Raw genomic sequence first — 15927 nt, 5'->3', positions numbered from 1 at the left:
AGGGGGGTCACTGCAGGGCGATGTAGCGGGTCTCCAGGTACTCCTCGATGCCCTCGCTGCCGCCCTCGCGGCCGAAGCCGGAGGCCTTGACGCCGCCGAAGGGGCCGGCGGGGTCGGAGATGACGCCGCGGTTCACGCCGACCATGCCGGCCTCGATCCGGTCGGCGACGCGCAGCGCGCGGTCCAGGTCCTTGGTGAAGATGTAGGCCGCCAGCCCGTACTCGGTGGCGTTCGCGGCGGCGACGCCCGCGTCCTCGTCGGCGAAGGCGACGATCGGCGCGACGGGGCCGAAGACCTCCTCGGTGAGGATCCGGGCGTCGGCGGGGACGTCGGCGAGCACCGTCGGCGGGAAGAAGTGGCCGGGCCCCTCGGGCGCGACCCCGCCGAGCCGCAGCGACGCGCCCTTCGCGACCGCGTCCTGCACCAACTCGGAGACGGTGGCCTGCTGGTCGGCGGAGACGAGCGGCCCGATGGTGACGCCGTCGTCGGTACCGCGGCCCAGGACGTACTTCCCCATCCCGTCGACGAGCTTCGCGGTGAACTCCTCGACCACGGACTCGTGCACGTGGAAGCGGTTGGCGGCGGTGCACGCCTCGCCGCCGTTGCGCAGCTTGGCGAGCAGCGCCTGCGCGACGGCGTGGTCGACGTCGGCATCGTCGAAGACGACGAACGGCGCGTTGCCGCCCAGCTCCATCGACGTGCGCAGGATCCCGGGCGCCGACTGCGCGACGAGCGCGGCGCCGACCTCGGTCGAGCCGGTGAAGGTGAGCTTGCGCAGCCGCGGGTCGGCGAGCAGCGGGCCCGTCAGCGCGCCGGACTTCGAGGTCGGCAGCACGGAGATCACTCCGTCCGGGACGCCCGCGTCGCGCAGCACCTCGGCGAGCAGCAGCATCGTCAGCGGCGTGAGGCCGGCGGGCTTGACCACCATCGTCGCGCCGGCGGCGAGCGCGGGCCCGATCTTGCGGGTACCCATGGCCAGGGGGAAGTTCCACGGGGTGATCGCGAGGCACGGCCCGACGGGGGCCTTGCTCACCAGGATCCGTCCGGTGCCGGCGGGCGCGGGCGTGTACCGGCCGGCGATGCGCACGGCCTCCTCTGAGAACCAGCGGAAGAACTCCGCGCCGTACTTGAGCTCGTTGGCCGACTCGGGCAGCGCCTTGCCCATCTCCAGCGTCATCAGCAGGGCGAAGTCGTCGGCGCGGGCGTGCAGTCCCTCGTACGCCGCACGCAGGATCTCGGCGCGCTCGCGGGCGGGCGTCGCGGCCCAGGCCGGGCCCGCGGCGACGGCCGCGTCGAGGGCCGCGGCTCCGTCCTCGGGCGTGGCGTCGGCGACCTCGATCAACACCTCCTCCGTGGCGGGATCGTGCACCGGAAAGGTTGCGCCCGAACTCGAATCGCGGAACACCCCGTTCACGAAGATCCCGGTGGGGATGCGGTCGAGGAGGTCACGGACGCGCTGCTCGGTTGCCATACCGCCACCCTAGCTCCGCGCCGAGGGCGCGCGCAGGGCCTTGTCCCGGCGCCCGCTGTGACCTCGTCCGTGAACCGCCCGCGGCGGCGCTCCGGACACTAGGCTGACGCCATGAGCGACAGCGACATCACCGCGTCCACCGCCTGGCGGAACCTCGTCGATCACCACCGCGAGATCGCCGGGACCACGCTGCGGGAGCTGTTCGCCGCCGACCCTGACCGCGGCTCCGACTTCGTCTTCGAGGTGGGCGATCTCTACATCGACTGCTCCAAGCACCGCGTCACGCGCGAGACGCTCGGCCTGCTGACCGCTCTCGCCGACGAGGCCGGGGTCGCCGCCCGGCGCGACGCCATGTTCGCGGGCCAGCACATCAACTCCACTGAGGACCGCGCCGTCCTGCACACCGCGTTGCGCGCACCGTCGAGCCTGGACCTGCAGGTGGACGGGCAGGACGTGACCGGCGACGTGCACGACGTGCTGGAGAAGATGGGCGCCTTCAGCGACGAGGTGCGCTCCAAGCGGTGGCGCGGCGCGACGGGCGAGCCCATCACCGACGTGGTGAACATCGGCATCGGCGGCAGCGACCTGGGCCCCGCGATGGTCTACAAGGCGCTGCGCGCCTACGTCCAGCGCGGCCTCACCTGCCACTTCGTCTCCAACGTCGACCCGGCCGACATCTCGGCCACGCTGGCGCAGCTCAACCCCGCGACCACCCTGTTCATCGTCGCCTCGAAGACCTTCTCCACGCAGGAGACGCTCACCAACGCGCACGCGGCGAAGGCCTGGCTGCTGGAGAAGCTCGGCGTCGGCGAGGAGGCCGTGGCGAAGCACTTCGTCGCCGTCTCCACCAACGCGGAGCGGGTCGCGGCCTTCGGCATCGACACCGCGAACATGTTCGGCTTCTGGGACTGGGTCGGCGGCCGCTACTCCGTGGACTCGGCGATCGGGCTGTCGGTGATGATCGCCGTCGGCCCCGAGCGGTTCGCCGAGTTCCTGGCCGGATTCCGCACCGTCGACGAGCATTTCGCGACCGCGCCCGCCGAGGCGAACGCGCCGCTCATGCTCGGGCTGATCGGGCTCTGGTACTCGGACTTCTTCGGCGCGCAGTCCCGCGCGGTGCTCCCGTATGCGCAGGACCTGGCCCGCTTCCCCGCCTACCTGCAGCAGCTCACCATGGAGTCGAACGGCAAGTCGGTGCGGGTGGACGGCACGCCCGTCACCGTCGACACCGGCGAGATCTTCTGGGGCGAGCCGGGCACCAACGGCCAGCACGCCTTCTTCCAGCTGCTGCACCAGGGCACGCGGCTGGTGCCGGCGGACTTCCTCGGCTTCGCGCAGTCCACCGACGACCTGCCCACCACGGACGGCGTCGGCACCATGCAGGACCTGCTGATGAGCAACCTGTTCGCGCAGACCAAGGTGCTCGCCTTCGGCAAGACGTCGGACGAGATCGCCGCGGAGGGCACCGATCCGGCCGTGGTGCCGCACAAGGTGATGCCCGGCAACCGGCCCACCACCACGATCCTCGCGCCCAAGCTCACCCCGTCCGTCGTGGGCCAGCTCATCGCGCTCTACGAGCACCAGGTGTTCACCGAGGCCGCCGTCTGGGGCATCAACGCCTTCGATCAGTGGGGCGTCGAGCTGGGCAAGGTGCAGGCCAACGCGCTGCTGCCCGTCATCGCGTCCGACGGTGCGCCCGCCGCCGACCTCGACTCGTCGACCGACGCGCAGGTGCGCTGGTACCGCGCGCAACGCGGCCGCGCGGTCTGAGCCGCGGGGCGGGACCGCCGGGGCTGGACCGCCGGGCCGGGCCGCCGGGTTAGGGCCGCCGGGCTAGGGCCGCTCCGTCGCCGCCCGCTCGCGCCACGGATTCGTGAGCCGGGCGGCCGCCTCGGCCAGCGCAGTCGTCACGGCGGCGACACGCGCATCGTCGAGCTGCTCGGTGGGGACGGCGACGCCCAGGCCCAGCGGCGGGTCGCCCGGCGCCCACGCGGGCAGGGCGACGGCGATGCCGGTAAGGCCCAGCGTGCCGCGGCCGGGGTCGATGGCGTAGCCGCGCTCGCGGACGCGGGCCAGCTCCGCGCGGATCGCGGCGTCGGTGATCTCGGTGCCGTCGACGGCGCTGCGCGCGGGCACGGCGGTCGCGAGGATCGCGTCGAGTTCCTCGTCGGGCAGGCTCGCGAGCAGGGCCTGCCCGGACGCCGTGAAGACGGCGGGCAGCCGCGAGCCGAGCGGCGTGCCGAACCGGTAGGGCACCCGGCCCTCGTGCCGCGCCAGGTAGAGGGCGTGGGCACCATCGAGCATGGCGATCTGGACCAGCTCGCGGTGCAGCACGGGCGACGCGGAGATCACCGGGAAGAACTCGCGGACCTGGTTGAACTGCAGCGCGTACGCGCCACCGATCTCCGCGGTACGCCTGCCCAACGAGAAGCCGCCGGGCACGCGGCGGATCATGTCGCCGTCCTCCAGGGCCTGGCACAGGTTGGCGCAGGAGGACTTGGCGATGCCCAGGCCGCGGGCGAGGTCGCTGAGGCTCAGGGCCGGGCTCTCGGACTCGGCGAGCAGCGAGAGGATGCCGATCGCGCGGGTCACCGCGGGCGCCGGGGCCCGCGGGCCCTCCGGGGAGGCCATCAGTAGAACTCCACCGTGTCGACGACGTTCGCCATCGGCGCACCGTCGAGCAGGGCGGTCGCGTTGCGGGCGAAGAGGCGGGCGATGCGGGTGCCCTCCTGCCGGCTGAGCGCCGCGGTGTGCGGGCTGGCGAGCACGCGGGGATGGCCCCAGAGCGGGCTCTCCTGCGGGAGCGGCTCGGTCGCGAAGACGTCGAGGGCGGCGAAGCCGACCCGCCCGTCATCGAGGGCGGCGAGCAGCGCGTCCTCGTCGATGACGGTGCCGCGGCCCACGTTGGTGAGCAGGGTGCCGGGGCGCAGGCCCGCGAGCAGCTCGGCGCCGATCAGCTTCTCCGTGGCGGCGGTGCCGGGCAGGGTCACGATGATGGCGTCGGCCTGCGCGGCCGCCTGGGCGAGGTCGTCGAGCGGGATCACGCGGTCGACGTTCTCTACGGGGCGGCCGCTGCGGGAGGTGCCCCAGACCGTCGATCCGCAGGCCTTGAACCGGGCGGCGGTCGCGGCGCCGATGCCGCCGAGGCCCACGATGAGCACCGTCATCTCGTCGAGGTGGCGCATGGCCCAGCGCTCGGCGGGCCAGTGCCGGGCGGCCTGGTCGGCCTCGAGGCGGCGCAGGTCCTTGGCGCCCGCGAGGATCCCGAACAGGGCGAACTCGGCGAGGGTGGAGCCGTGCACCCCGGCGCTGGTGGTGAAGGCGACGCGCTCCAGCTCGGCCGGGGTCAGGCCCGCGGCGCGCACCTGGGCGCCGCCGCCGGCCGCGGTCGCGTGCACCCAGCGCAGCGACGGATTGGCGCGGACGGTCGCGGCGAGCCGGGCGGGGCTGACGTCGGGGAGGCCGAACAGGGCGTCGGCGCCGTCGAGCAGAGCGGTGAAGGCGGCCTCCTGCTCGGGACTACGGGTGAAGGCGGGGTCGGGGTCGCCCTCCCAGTCGGCGTCCCACCGGGAGGGTTTGTTCAGTGAGTGGTCGCGCAGCAGCTCGACGCGGGGCTCGAGCCGCTCGATGAGCAGGCAGTCGTCCTCGGGCAGGTCGACGGCGAGGGCGGCGCGGAGCGTGGAGGTCATGCGGCGAGTCTAATCAATCGGCCAACATATTGAACGCAATTCGCTAGGTTGGACGAATGACGGAGGTTTCGGCCCCCTTGAACGGGGTGACGGTCGGCGTGATCGGACTCGGCGCCATGGGCGCCCCCATGGCGCGGCACCTCGCCCGCGGCCACGGGAGCGTGCACATCACCGCGCGGCGCTCGCGCCCCGACCTCGTCGCCGACGGTGCCGTGCAGCACGACGGCGCCGCATCGCTCGCCGCCGTCGCCGACGTCGTGCTCCTCATGCTGCCAGATCTGCCCGAGGTGGAGGAGGTGCTGGCGGGCGGGCTGCTCGCGGGCGACCGCCCCCTGCTGCTGCTCATCGGCTCCACGTCCTCCGCGCCCGGCGTCCGAGCCCTCGCCGAGCGCCTCGACCGCGAGACCGCGGGCCGGGTCCGCGTCGTCGACGCCCCCGTCTCGGGCGGCGACGACGGCGCGATCGCCGGCACGCTGTCGATCATGCTGGGCGGCACCGAGGAGGACTGCGCGCTCGCCGCCGCGGTGCTGGCGCCGTGCGGCACGCCGGTGCGGCTGGGGCCGCTCGGGGCGGGGCAGGTCGCGAAGGCCTGCAACCAGCTGGTGGTCGCCGCGACCATCGCCGCCCTGGGCGAGGCGACGGTGCTGGCCGACCGGTCGGGCATCGACCTCGGCACGATGTGGGACCTGCTCGGCGGGGGCTACGCCGCCTCGCGCCTGTTGGACACGCGCAAGGAGAAGCTGGTCACCGGCGACGACACCCCGTCGGGGATGGCGAAGTACCTGCTCAAGGACTTGAAGTCGGGGGCGGAGGTCGCCGCCGCCACGGGCACGGAGGCGGCGCTGCTGCCCGCCCTGTTGGCCGAGTTCGAGGAGATCGTCGCCGCCGGGCTGGGCGAGCGCGACATGTCCGTCACCCGGCGGTTCGTCGCCGAGCGGAAGCCGTCGGAGTAGGGCTCACGGCTCCTTGGGGATCTGCCAGGTGCCGTTCGCGTTGCAGCTGAGCACGAAGCCCTGGCTGCGCTCGAGCGCGAGCTTGCCGACGTTGTAACCGGCGCAGCTCTCGCCGATGCTGCCCCGGGCGTAGTCGCTGATGTCCGGGTCGGCGTGGACGGGGGCCGCGGCGACGATGAGCGCGACTCCGGCTGCGGAGGCGATCGTGGCTGTCTTGATGAATGTGCGCATTTCGCACCACCTTTCGTCCCTGCTAACGCTAGGAACTTCGGTGTCGCGGCACATCCGGGCCGGGCCCCCACGTTTCGGGGCGGCGCCTCAGGGGTGGGCCCCTAGTCCTTCCGGGGGATCCGGTCGGGGCTCAGATCAGGCGGCGGGTGACCTCGTCCGGGGCGTGCCGCAGCACGGCACCGATCGGCGCCCAGGGCCACGGCGGCACAGCGGCCTCGCGCGGCGCTCGGTCGATGGCCTTGACGATGGCCTTGACCCCCTGATCGAGCGGGACCATCAGCGGCGTCTTGAGGCCGTCAGTGATCGCCGTCTCGATGTAACCGGGCTTGATCACGGTGATCTTGATCGGCCCGTTGGGGAACTCCGCCTGCATGCCCTGGCCGAGTGCACTGAGGCCCGCCTTGCTGGCCGCGTACGCCGTGCCCGCACCGGGGTGCCCGCGCTCGCCCGCGATCGAGGAGACCAGGACGAGGTGGCCGTGGCCCTGCGCGCGGAAGATCTCGAGCACCGCCTCGGCCTGCGCGAGGGCGCCGGTGAGGTTGGTCTGCACCGTCTCGATATTGGCCCTGGCATTGCCGGTACCGACCGAGGCGCCCTTGCCGATGCCGGCGTTGATGATCGCCCGGTCGAGGCCGCCGAGCCGCTCCGCGATGTCGGCGATGGCGACGGGCACGGCGTCGAAGTCCGTGACGTCGAGCCGGCCGACCTCGACGGCGCCGGCCTTGGGGCAGGCGGTGAGCTCGGCGCGCAGGGCCTCGAGCCGGTCGAGGCGGCGGGCCAGGAGCCCTACGTCCTCGCCGCGCTCCGCATACGTCCGAGCCATGCCTTCGCCGAGACCGGAGCTGGCTCCGGTGATGAGGATCCGCATTCGCCCACCTTAGCGACTGCATCGTCTCCGCCGCCGTGTTCGCCGCGGGCGAGCGCCGGGCCGCCGAGTCCGGTCTTCGCGAACAGCTGGATCAGCGGGCCGACGCCCACCGCGTACAGCACGGTGCCGATGCCGAGGGTGCCGCCGAGCAGGAAGCCCACGATCACGACCAGGACCTCCATCGACGTGCGCACCACCCGCACGGAGCCGCCGGTGCGGGCGACGAGCCCTGTCATCAACCCGTCGCGCGGGCCGGGGCCCATGCCGGCCCCGATGTAGAGCACCGTCGCGAAGGCGTTGAGGACGATGCCGCCCAGCATCATCGGGACCGCGACGACCAGCGCGGGGTTCTCGGGGAACAGGGGCGCCATGGTGTCGAAGGCGACGCCGATGACGATCACGTTGGCGACCGTGCCGAAGCCCGGCTTCTGCCGGATCGGGATCCACGCGAGCAGCACGAGCGCGCCGACGACGATCGACGTCACCCCCACCGACAGGCCGATCTTCTCCGCGAGCCCCTGGTGCAGCACGTCCCACGGCATGTTGCCGAGGCCCGCGCGCAGGATCGCGACCATCGCCGTGCCGTACAGCCACAGGCCCACGAACAGCTTCATGAGTCGAATCATCATGACACTCACTCTGACGCCAAGTGGCATGGCAATCCATAGCCAGTTCTGAGATACTGGCCTCATGTTCCCCTCAACTGGCACTGTCGGCGCGGCCGCCCTGGTCCGCCAGCTCGGCTCCTGGAAGCCCGACGGTCCGCGCCCGGCCTACCTCGCGCTCGCCGAGGCGCTGCGCCTGCTGGTCCTGGACGGACGGGTCCCCGTCGGGACCGCGCTGCCGAGCGAGCGCGCCCTGGCCGCACACCTCGAGGTCAGCCGCACGACCGTGACCACCGCGTACGCCGAGCTGCGCGACAGCGGGCACCTGCAGTCCCGGCAGGGCGCGCGCAGCGTGCTCTCGCTGCCGCACGCCGTGCCCGCCGAGCCCGCGGACACCGGCCCCGAGGCCGACCTGATCCGGCTGAACATCGCGGCGCCGTCGGCACCGGACCAGATCGTGCACGACGGCTACCGGCACGCGCTCGAGTGCGCGCCGCCCTACCTCGCGGGCATCGGCCTCTACCCCGGCGGCGTGCGGGCGCTCAAGGAGGCGATCGCGCGGCGGTACACCGACCGCGGCCTGCCCACCGCGGAGGAACAGATCCTCGTGACCTCCGGCGCCCAGCACGCGTTGCGCGTCGTGCTGGACACGCTGGTCCATCCGGGCGACCGCGTCGTCATCGAGCAGCCGACGCACCACGGCACCATCCTCGCGCTGCGCCGGCACAATGCGCGGCCCGTCGCCGTGGGGCTGCACCCGGAGCACGGCTGGGACCTCGACCAGCTCGAGGCCGTCGTGAAGCAGCAGAATCCGCGGATCATCTTCACCATCCCCGACTTCCACAACCCGACGGGGCTGCTGCTCGACGAGGCCGGGCGGCGGCGGCTCGGCGAGATCTCCGCGCGCTACCGGGTGCCCGTGGTGGTCGACGAGACGATGGCCGAGCTCGCGCTCGACGTTCCCGCTCCCCCGCCCGTCGCCGCGTTCGCGCCGCGCGGCGCCCGGATCATCACGCTCGGGTCGGCGAGCAAGACCATCTGGGCGGGCCTGCGGGTCGGCTGGATCCGCACCGAGACCTCGCCCGACTCGCTCACCGCCGCCCGCTACGACATGGACCTCGCCGGCGCCGTCTTCGAGCAGCTCGCGGCCGGCTACGCCCTCGACCACCTCGCCGACTTCCTCCCCGGGCGGCTGGATTCGCTGCGAACGGCGCGGGCGGTCGCGCTGGACGCGGTCGCCGAGCACCTGCCCGGCGCGACGGTCTCCCCCGGCGTCGGCGGGCTGTGCCTGTGGGTGACGCTGCCGCGGCCCGTCGGGACCGCCACCGCCGCGGCCGCCGCGGGCCTGGGGGTGCGGATCGCCGCCGGCTCCGCCTTCGGGGTCGACGGCGCCCTCGAGCGCAACATCCGCATCCCCTACTCCCTGCCGCCGGACCAGCTCGCGCAGGCCATCGAGCTGGTGGGAACGGCGTACCGTCGGGCGACGGGCGGCGCGACGATGCCCGACCTCGAGGGGCAGCTCGTCGTGTGAAGTGGACCACTCCCGGGAATCCTTGGGACCGCGGTCCGGTTGAACGCCTCAGAACCGACGACCTCCGCTGGAAGGGACCCCGACATGGGACAGAACAACACCGCACGTGACCTCGGGCTCCTCGCCCTGCGTACCGCCGTCGGCGGCGCCCTCGCGTACCACGGCGCGCAGAAGCTCTTCGGGGTGTTCGGCGGCCACGGCCTCGAGGCCACCGGGCAGGGCTTCGAGTCGATGGGCTTCGCGCCCGGCAAGCCGAACGCCGCCCTCGCCGGCGCGGGCGAGCTGGCCGGTGCCGCCCTCGCGCTCGGCGCCGCGACCCCGCTGGCCGCGGCCGGCGGCGTGGGCGCGATGCTGGTCGCCGCCGAGGTCCACCGCCCGCAGGGCTTCGCCGCGCAGGGCGGCGGCAACGAGTACCCGATCACCCTCGGCGTCGCCGCGGCCGCGCTGGCGCTGACCGGCCCCGGCAAGTACTCGGTCGACCACCTGCTGGGCGACCGCCTGAACAAGCCGTGGATCGCGGCCCTCGCGCTGGGCGGCGCCGTCGCCGGCGGCGCGGTCACCATCGCCCGCCGCAACGCCGTGCTCGCGCAGGCCGAGGCCGTGTCCCAGGAGATCGAGGACGAGGCCGCCGAGGGCGACTTCCTGCTCGGCGACTACGACCCGGAGACGGGCACGAACGACGGCGCGGACAAGCTCATCAAGTAGTCCCCGCCGCCGCGGCACTCACCGGCCGCGAAAGAGCGAATGCCGCCGGACCCCTCACCCAGGGTCCGGCGGCATCGTCGTCTGTGCGCGGGCGCGCAGCTCAGAAACTCCAATTCTGCGGGACCGCACGTGTTCCAGCGCACGCGCGACGCCGCAGAAGGCGACATCGTGAGGAGCCCGGCCTCAGCGGAACAGCCCGGCCCCCAGGAAGTCGTCCGCACCCCGCACCCCGGGGACGGCGAAGAAGTAGCCACCGCCGAACGGGGTCACGTAGTCGGTGAGCGGCTCGTCGATCAGGCGCTTCTGCACCTCCTCGAACTGCGCCTCGACGTCCTGCTGGAAGCACAGGAAGACGTGGCCGCACGCCATGTTGCCGTTCATGTCCAAACCCAGGTCGTAGTTGTACGACCGGCGCACCAGGCGCTGCTTCTCCGTCTTCTCCCCCTCGCGCGGGTTCGCCAGGCGGATGTGCGAGTCCATCGGGATCACGTCACCCTCGGGGTCGGCGGCGTAGTCGGGATCGTCGGTCTCGGCGGCACCGTCGAGCGGGGCGCCGGAGTCGCGGCGCCGGCCGAACATGCCCTCCTGCTCCGCGATCGAGACGCGGTCCCAGAACTCGACCATCATCCGGATCAGCCGCACCACGAAGTAGGTGCCGCCGGTCGCCCACGCGGGCTCGCCGCCGCCCGTCACCCAGATCAGCTCCTCCGCCTGCGATCCGACGGGGTTGGCGCTGCCGTCCTTGAAGCCCATGAGGTTGCGCGCCGCGCCCTCGGGCCGCGGCGGTGCGCCGTAGCCCTGCATCTTCCACCGCAGCTGCATCGCGCCGCGGGTGTGCTTGGCGATGTCGCGCAGCGCATGGTGCACGGTGTCGGGGTTATTGGCGCAGAACTGCAGCACCAGGTCGCCGTGCATCTGCGCGGCGTCGGGCTGGTCGTTGGGGAAGACCGTCATCGGCTTGAGCTTCGCGGGCTTCTTCCCGCCCAGCCGGAACCGGTCGTCGAACAGCGACGAGCCCACGCCGAGCGTGATCGTCAGCCCGTCGGCGGGGACCACGGGCCCGAGCACCGCGCTGTCCGCGGGCGGCTTGCCCACGCCCAGGTTCGCCGGGGTGCCGCCCGCGGTGAGGAAGCGCGCGCGGTCGGTGATGGTCCGCAGCAGCTTCTCCAGGCCCGCGCGATCGGTGATCACGTCGAACGCCGCGACCATGAGGGCCGCCTGCTTCTCCGCCGGGGCGGGCGTCAGGATGCCGGACTGGTGCTCGCCCTCGAACGGGTAGGAGTCGCGCACCGTCGGGCCCGAGGACTGCGCCGCGTCGCTGCGCGCGCCCCCGGCCAGCACGCCGCCGACGGCGGCCACGCCCACGGCGCCGACCGCCGCGCCCTGCAGGAACTTCCGCCGGCCGGTGCCGGTCGTCGTCTCATCGCTCATGCTTGGGGATCTCCAGGAGGTTGGGCACGGCGGACAGGGTCTCGAGGGCCTGCCCGACGGTGCCGTTGATCTTCTGCCGCAACGCCAGCGGCGGAGCCTCGAGCGGCGGGTAGGTGCCGTCGGGCCGCTTGACGGCGTCGAGGGCCTTGGTGATGTCGTCCAGCTCGCGACGAGCGGTGGACACCAGGTCCGGGACGCGCGGCGCGAGCAGCGGCTCGAGCACGCGGAGCACGGCGCGGGTGGCCTCGACGTCGGCGGCGGTCGCGGCGTAGCCGGCGTGCGCCCCCTGGTCGCTGACACCCGTGAGGTGGTCGCGCAGCGCATCCTCGAGGATCTCCTGGGCGCGCTTGGTGAGCGTGATCGGGTCACCGGCGATGTCGTCGGTGCGCAGGTCGGCGCGGACCTTCGTCAGGCCCTCGAGGGTCTTGTCGACCTGCGCCGTCAGCGCCGCCGACGGTTCGCCGGTCCACAGCCCGTACTCGATGCGCCGGATGCCGGAGAACTCCGGATCGCGGACCCCGTCGGCGAAACCGTCGGGCAGGCCCGCGACGGCCGTCCCGGCCTCGCCGAAGCTGTTGTACGAGGCGCCGACCTTCTCCCACGCGGTCATGGCGTCGAGCCACGCCGCCTTGGCGCCCGCGGTGTCGCCGCCGCCGAGCGCGGCCTTCACGCGGTTCAGGGCGGATTCGACGGCGGGGAGCACCGTCAGCACGTAGTCCTGGTACTTCGCGTTGGCGCCGTCGAGATCGTCCTTGGTCACGCGCGCGACGGCCTTCGGAGCCGCACCGCCGCCGGTCACGGTGAACTGCTCGGAGCGGGTCTCCTTCTGCCCTGCGAGGTAGCAGACGAACTGGTAGCTCCCGCCCCCGAGCGTCGCCGACAGGTCGGCGGTGGTGGCCGGGCCGAGGGTCTCGATCTCGCCGACGACGGCGTCGCCGCTGTCGACCAGGGTGATCTCGCCGGACTTGCCGGACTTGTTGGTCACGGTGATGCGCTGCTGCCCGGCCGAAGCGCCGCTGAAGCCCTTGGCGCAGTCCGCCTCGGTGACGGTCACCGCGCCCGCGGCGGCGGGCTTGGCCGGCAGGATCGCGATGATCAGGCCCGCGACGAGCAGCGGCACCAGCACGACGACCGCGGCCGCGAGGCCGGTGCGCGTGCCCGCGAGGCGCGCGGCCCAGGCCTCGAAGCGACCCTTCTCGCCCGGCGTCGCCGGTGCGGGCTTCGTGCCGAGGAAGATCCCCAGCACGACCACCAGGTAGGCGAGCCACGCGAAGACCTGCAGCACCGTCATCTTCGGCGCGAGGTTGGTGATGCCGCCGATCAGCGCCACCCACCACGAGTCGGTGCTGATGCTGCCGGACAGGTCGAACGCGATCCAGGTGCGGCCGGGCAGGATGCCCGCGTTCTGCAGGTCGCCGAGGCCGTAGGCGAGGACGCCCGCGGCCACGACGATGAGCAGGATCGCGGTGTACCGGAAGAACGTGGCGAGGTTCAGCCGCACGGCCTGCCGGTAGAGCAGCACGCAGATGCCGAACGCCACCGCGAGGCCGAGCGCCGCGCCGACGGCGGGGCCCACCGCGTCGCCCGAGGCGCGCGCCGCGGTCCACAGGAACAGCGTGGTCTCCAGGCCCTCGCGCGCGACCGCGAAGAACGCGGTGAGCACGAGCGCACCCGCGCCCAGCACCATCGCGGTCTCGACGTCGGCGCGCAGTTCCTTGGACAGCGACGCCGCGGTGCGCCGCATCCAGAAGATCATCATCGTCACGAGCAGCACAGCGAGCACGCTCAGCGTGCCCGCGACGACCTCGCGTACCGTGGCCGACAGCTCCGACGTGGTGAAGGTCAGGATCGCCCCGAAACTCACCGACAACGAGGCCGCGCCCAGCGCGCCCAACCACACCGGCACCCGCGAACCGCCCGACTTCTTCACGGCGGCGAGCAGGATGCTCACGATCAGTCCCGCTTCCAGGCCTTCACGCAGGCCGATGAGGAAGTTCGGGACGGCATCACCCCAGTTCATGCCTAGAAGGTAAGGCACGCCTTCAATCGACTATGCAGCGATGCCTAACCTCAGGGCGGTTTGGGCTCATTTCAGCAGTTTCGACATCCGACGGTCCGCCAGCACCTTGCCGCCCGTCTGGCACGTGGCGCAGTACTGGAAGGAGCGGTCGGCGAAGGAGACCTCGCGCACGGTGTCGCCACAGACCGGACAGGGGCTGCCGGTGCGGGCGTGCACCTTCATCCCGGAGCGCTTCTCCGCCTTGAGGGTGGCGACGTGCTGCCCGACGGACCGCTCGACCGCGTCCTCGAGCTCGGACCGCATGGCGGCGTACAGGGCGTCCGCCTGCTGCGCATCCAGGGACTTCGCCGCCGCGAAGGGCGAGAGCTTCGCGGTGTGCAGGATCTCGTCGGAGTAGGCGTTGCCGATGCCCGCGATCGTGCGCTGGTCGCGGAGCAGCGTCTTGAGCTGCGCGCGCGAGCCGGCGAGGATCGCGCCGAACTCGTCGCGGGTGACGGCCAGCGCGTCGGGGCCGAGCGTCGCGACCATCTCGATCTCCTGCGGGTCGTGCACGATCCACACCGCGAGCCGCTTCTGCGTGCCCGCCTCGGTGAGATCGAAACCCTCGCCCTCCGGCCCGACGTGCACGCGCAGCGCGATCGGCGACTTCCCGCCGGGTCTGAGCGGCGTCGGCGAGAGCTTCTCCGACCAGCGCAGCCACCCGGCGCGGGAGAGGTGCACGACGAGGGAGAGATCCTCGTCGCCCTTGCGCGCATCGAGGATGAAGTACTTGCCGATCCGGCGCGTGCCGGTGACGGTGGCCCCGACCAGGTCGTGCGGGCCCGGCGCATAGGTCTTGAGCACGGACAGCGCCGCCACGTCGACCCGCCGGACCTGCGTGCCGACGGCCTTGGCGCCCACGTAGTCCGCGATCGCGGTGATCTCGGGAAGCTCCGGCATACAGCCACTCTAGGGTGGGGGTATGACCTTCTTCGGCCGTTCCGACGGTGGCGCCCTGTCCGACATCGAGCTCGCGGCCGAGATCGCCGACGGTGCCGGGCGGATCCTGCAGTCCATCCGGCACGGTTCCCTGCTCGACGACGGGGTGCTGGGCGACACCGGCGACCGGCTCGCGCAGGCCTGGATCGCCCGCGTCCTGCGCCGGCACCGGCCGAACGACGCGGTGCTCTCGGAGGAGGCGCCGGACTCCACCGAACGGCTGTCGGCCGAGCGGGTGTGGGTCATCGATCCGCTCGACGGCACCCGCGACTACGCGGCGCACCGTCCCGATTACGCCGTGCACGTCGCGCTCACGCAGGGCGGGCAGCCGGTGCACAGCGCGGTCTCGCTGCCCGCGATGGACCGGGTGTTCCGCTCCGACACCGTCACCGCGCCGACGGGCGCGCTGACGGGCAACCTCGCCCTCTCGCGCAGCCGCGCGACGCCCGGCATGTTCCGGGTCGCGGAGTCGCTGGGCCTGCAGCCCGTCTCGCTGGGTTCCGCCGGGGTGAAGACGATGGCCGTCGTGACCGGGCAGGTCGACGTGTACCTGCACGCGGGCGGCCAGTACGAGTGGGACTCCTGCGCCCCCGTCGGCGTCGCGCGGGCCGCGGGCCTGCACTGCTCGCGCCTCGACGGCAGCGAGCTCACCTACAACAACCCCGACCCCTACCTCCCCGACCTGGTGGTCTGCCGCCCGGAGCTGGCGGAGAAGGTCCTCGACGCGCTGAACTGAGCGCATGAGCGGGTGGACGGGGTCGGTGCACCTCGGCGTGGGCGCGCTCGCCTACGACGGCGCCGTCGGCACGACGGGGCGGCACCGGCACGCGGCGTGGCAGCTCCTCGCCCTCAGGTCCGGGACGGTCACCGTCACCGTCCAGCCGCCCGACGGTCCGCCGCACGTCCGGGAGGGGCTGACCGCCTTCGTGATCCCGGCGGGCACCGTGCACGCGATCGGCCCGGTCGCGCCGGGCGCGGCGGGGCTCACCGTCTACCTGGATCCGGACGCGGTGCCGGCGGACCTCCCCGAGGCGCCCACGGAGGCGGAGCTGCGGGCGCTGGCGACGGCGCGGGACGGGCTCCGGCCTGTGCATCCGTACGTGCGGTCGGCGCTGGACGTGGTGGCGCGGCGGCGATCCGAGCCCCTGTCGCTGACCACCGTGGCGGCGGAGATCGGGGTGTCGGCCTCGCACCTGAGCCGGCTGTGGCGCCGCGACCTGGGCCTCGCCTTCCCGGCCTGGGTGCGCTGGTCACGCCTGCGCGCGATGGCCGAGCGGGTGCGCGACGGGGCGTCGATCACCGACGCCGCGCACGCCGCGGGCTTCGCGGACGGGGCGCACGCCAGCCGGGTGTGCCGGGAGATGTTCGGCCTGTCGCCGCAGCAGTTGCTGGCCGCCCTCGGCTGATCCGATCGATCCGTACAAGCCCGGCGGCCGGTCCCGCGG

Annotated in this window: 15 protein-coding genes; 6 read left to right on the top strand and 9 right to left on the bottom strand. The window is 73.1% G+C overall.

Annotated elements, in window-relative coordinates:
* Positions 1–7 precede the first annotated feature (7 nt).
* A complete protein-coding gene (locus WFK95_RS04280) occupies positions 8–1471 on the bottom strand; it encodes an NAD-dependent succinate-semialdehyde dehydrogenase (RefSeq protein WP_336669965.1) in 1464 nt (487 codons plus the stop codon).
* Between the two features lie 111 nt (positions 1472–1582).
* On the opposite strand from WFK95_RS04280, the gene pgi reads away from it, so the two are divergent.
* A complete protein-coding gene (gene pgi / locus WFK95_RS04275; protein WP_336669964.1) occupies positions 1583–3241 on the top strand; it encodes a glucose-6-phosphate isomerase in 1659 nt (552 codons plus the stop codon).
* Positions 3242–3304: 63 nt separating this feature from the next.
* Here the strand turns inward: pgi and WFK95_RS04270 are convergent, their stop codons facing one another.
* Together WFK95_RS04270 and WFK95_RS04265 are read right to left on the bottom strand one after the other, a co-directional pair.
* On the bottom strand, positions 3305–4102 hold the full coding sequence (locus tag WFK95_RS04270) for an IclR family transcriptional regulator (protein WP_224648942.1): 798 nt from the start codon (positions 4100–4102) through the stop codon (positions 3305–3307).
* Positions 4102–5160: a D-2-hydroxyacid dehydrogenase gene (locus tag WFK95_RS04265; RefSeq protein WP_336669963.1), complete on the bottom strand. Its 1059-nt coding sequence runs from the start codon at positions 5158–5160 to the stop codon at positions 4102–4104. Before WFK95_RS04265 ends, WFK95_RS04270 begins: the two co-directional genes overlap by 1 nt.
* A gap of 56 nt (positions 5161–5216) precedes the next feature.
* On the opposite strand from WFK95_RS04265, the gene WFK95_RS04260 reads away from it, so the two are divergent.
* Complete coding sequence (locus tag WFK95_RS04260) at positions 5217–6113, top strand: NAD(P)-dependent oxidoreductase (protein WP_224648937.1); 897 nt, start codon at positions 5217–5219, stop codon at positions 6111–6113.
* Between the two features lie 3 nt (positions 6114–6116).
* On the opposite strand, the gene WFK95_RS04255 is transcribed toward WFK95_RS04260, so the two are convergent.
* The 3 genes from WFK95_RS04255 to yczE form a co-directional block, all read right to left on the bottom strand.
* Complete coding sequence (locus WFK95_RS04255; protein ID WP_224648935.1) at positions 6117–6344, bottom strand: hypothetical protein; 228 nt, start codon at positions 6342–6344, stop codon at positions 6117–6119.
* Between the two features lie 130 nt (positions 6345–6474).
* The gene (locus tag WFK95_RS04250; protein ID WP_224648932.1) at positions 6475–7212 is read right to left on the bottom strand and encodes an SDR family oxidoreductase; all 738 of its coding nucleotides are present in this window, start codon (positions 7210–7212) and stop codon (positions 6475–6477) included.
* The gene (gene yczE / locus WFK95_RS04245) at positions 7131–7841 is read right to left on the bottom strand and encodes a membrane protein YczE (RefSeq protein WP_224648930.1); all 711 of its coding nucleotides are present in this window, start codon (positions 7839–7841) and stop codon (positions 7131–7133) included. The genes WFK95_RS04250 and yczE overlap by 82 nt, the downstream gene beginning before the upstream one ends.
* A 61-nt stretch (positions 7842–7902) precedes the next feature.
* On the opposite strand from yczE, the gene yczR reads away from it, so the two are divergent.
* Both yczR and WFK95_RS04235 read left to right on the top strand, forming a co-directional pair.
* Positions 7903–9348 (top strand): MocR-like transcription factor YczR, encoded by a 1446-nt coding sequence (yczR, locus tag WFK95_RS04240; RefSeq protein WP_336669962.1) that lies wholly within the window; start codon positions 7903–7905, stop codon positions 9346–9348.
* 84 nt (positions 9349–9432) lie between these two features.
* Entirely contained in the window at positions 9433–10053 is a 621-nt protein-coding gene (locus WFK95_RS04235; RefSeq protein ID WP_224648925.1) for a DoxX family protein, read from the top strand.
* 183 nt (positions 10054–10236) lie between these two features.
* Here WFK95_RS04235 and efeB read toward each other — a convergent pair whose 3' ends face one another.
* From efeB to WFK95_RS04220, 3 genes are all read right to left on the bottom strand, one after another.
* A complete protein-coding gene (gene efeB, locus WFK95_RS04230; RefSeq protein WP_336669961.1) occupies positions 10237–11484 on the bottom strand; it encodes an iron uptake transporter deferrochelatase/peroxidase subunit in 1248 nt (415 codons plus the stop codon).
* On the bottom strand, positions 11474–13504 hold the full coding sequence (gene efeU / locus WFK95_RS04225; protein WP_336669960.1) for an iron uptake transporter permease EfeU: 2031 nt from the start codon (positions 13502–13504) through the stop codon (positions 11474–11476). Before efeU ends, efeB begins: the two co-directional genes overlap by 11 nt.
* A gap of 66 nt (positions 13505–13570) precedes the next feature.
* Positions 13571–14443, bottom strand: coding sequence for a DNA-formamidopyrimidine glycosylase family protein (locus WFK95_RS04220; RefSeq protein WP_336669959.1), 873 nt, complete (start codon positions 14441–14443; stop codon positions 13571–13573).
* Between the two features lie 22 nt (positions 14444–14465).
* Here WFK95_RS04220 and WFK95_RS04215 point away from each other — a divergent pair, with 22 nt between their 5' ends.
* Positions 14466–15218: a 3'(2'),5'-bisphosphate nucleotidase CysQ gene (locus tag WFK95_RS04215; RefSeq protein ID WP_224648917.1), complete on the top strand. Its 753-nt coding sequence runs from the start codon at positions 14466–14468 to the stop codon at positions 15216–15218.
* 4 nt (positions 15219–15222) lie between these two features.
* Complete coding sequence (locus tag WFK95_RS04210) at positions 15223–15888, top strand: helix-turn-helix transcriptional regulator (RefSeq protein ID WP_336669958.1); 666 nt, start codon at positions 15223–15225, stop codon at positions 15886–15888.
* Positions 15889–15927: the final 39 nt, after the last annotated feature.

Source organism: Tsukamurella sp. USMM236 (assembly GCF_037148755.1).
In the GTDB taxonomy this organism is placed as follows: Bacteria; Actinomycetota; Actinomycetes; order Mycobacteriales; family Mycobacteriaceae; genus Tsukamurella.
This window is presented reverse-complemented; position numbering and strand designations above follow the sequence as displayed.

Coding starts and splice junctions, on each gene's coding strand:
- WFK95_RS04280 (WP_336669965.1), bottom strand. CDS start 1,471: ATGGCAACCGAGCAGCGCGTCCGTGACCTCCTCGACCGCATCCCCACC.
- pgi (WP_336669964.1), top strand. CDS start 1,583: ATGAGCGACAGCGACATCACCGCGTCCACCGCCTGGCGGAACCTCGTC.
- WFK95_RS04270 (WP_224648942.1), bottom strand. CDS start 4,102: ATGGCCTCCCCGGAGGGCCCGCGGGCCCCGGCGCCCGCGGTGACCCGC.
- WFK95_RS04265 (WP_336669963.1), bottom strand. CDS start 5,160: ATGACCTCCACGCTCCGCGCCGCCCTCGCCGTCGACCTGCCCGAGGAC.
- WFK95_RS04260 (WP_224648937.1), top strand. CDS start 5,217: ATGACGGAGGTTTCGGCCCCCTTGAACGGGGTGACGGTCGGCGTGATC.
- WFK95_RS04255 (WP_224648935.1), bottom strand. CDS start 6,344: ATGCGCACATTCATCAAGACAGCCACGATCGCCTCCGCAGCCGGAGTC.
- WFK95_RS04250 (WP_224648932.1), bottom strand. CDS start 7,212: ATGCGGATCCTCATCACCGGAGCCAGCTCCGGTCTCGGCGAAGGCATG.
- yczE (WP_224648930.1), bottom strand. CDS start 7,841: ATGATGATTCGACTCATGAAGCTGTTCGTGGGCCTGTGGCTGTACGGC.
- yczR (WP_336669962.1), top strand. CDS start 7,903: ATGTTCCCCTCAACTGGCACTGTCGGCGCGGCCGCCCTGGTCCGCCAG.
- WFK95_RS04235 (WP_224648925.1), top strand. CDS start 9,433: ATGGGACAGAACAACACCGCACGTGACCTCGGGCTCCTCGCCCTGCGT.
- efeB (WP_336669961.1), bottom strand. CDS start 11,484: ATGAGCGATGAGACGACGACCGGCACCGGCCGGCGGAAGTTCCTGCAG.
- efeU (WP_336669960.1), bottom strand. CDS start 13,504: ATGAACTGGGGTGATGCCGTCCCGAACTTCCTCATCGGCCTGCGTGAA.
- WFK95_RS04220 (WP_336669959.1), bottom strand. CDS start 14,443: ATGCCGGAGCTTCCCGAGATCACCGCGATCGCGGACTACGTGGGCGCC.
- WFK95_RS04215 (WP_224648917.1), top strand. CDS start 14,466: ATGACCTTCTTCGGCCGTTCCGACGGTGGCGCCCTGTCCGACATCGAG.
- WFK95_RS04210 (WP_336669958.1), top strand. CDS start 15,223: ATGAGCGGGTGGACGGGGTCGGTGCACCTCGGCGTGGGCGCGCTCGCC.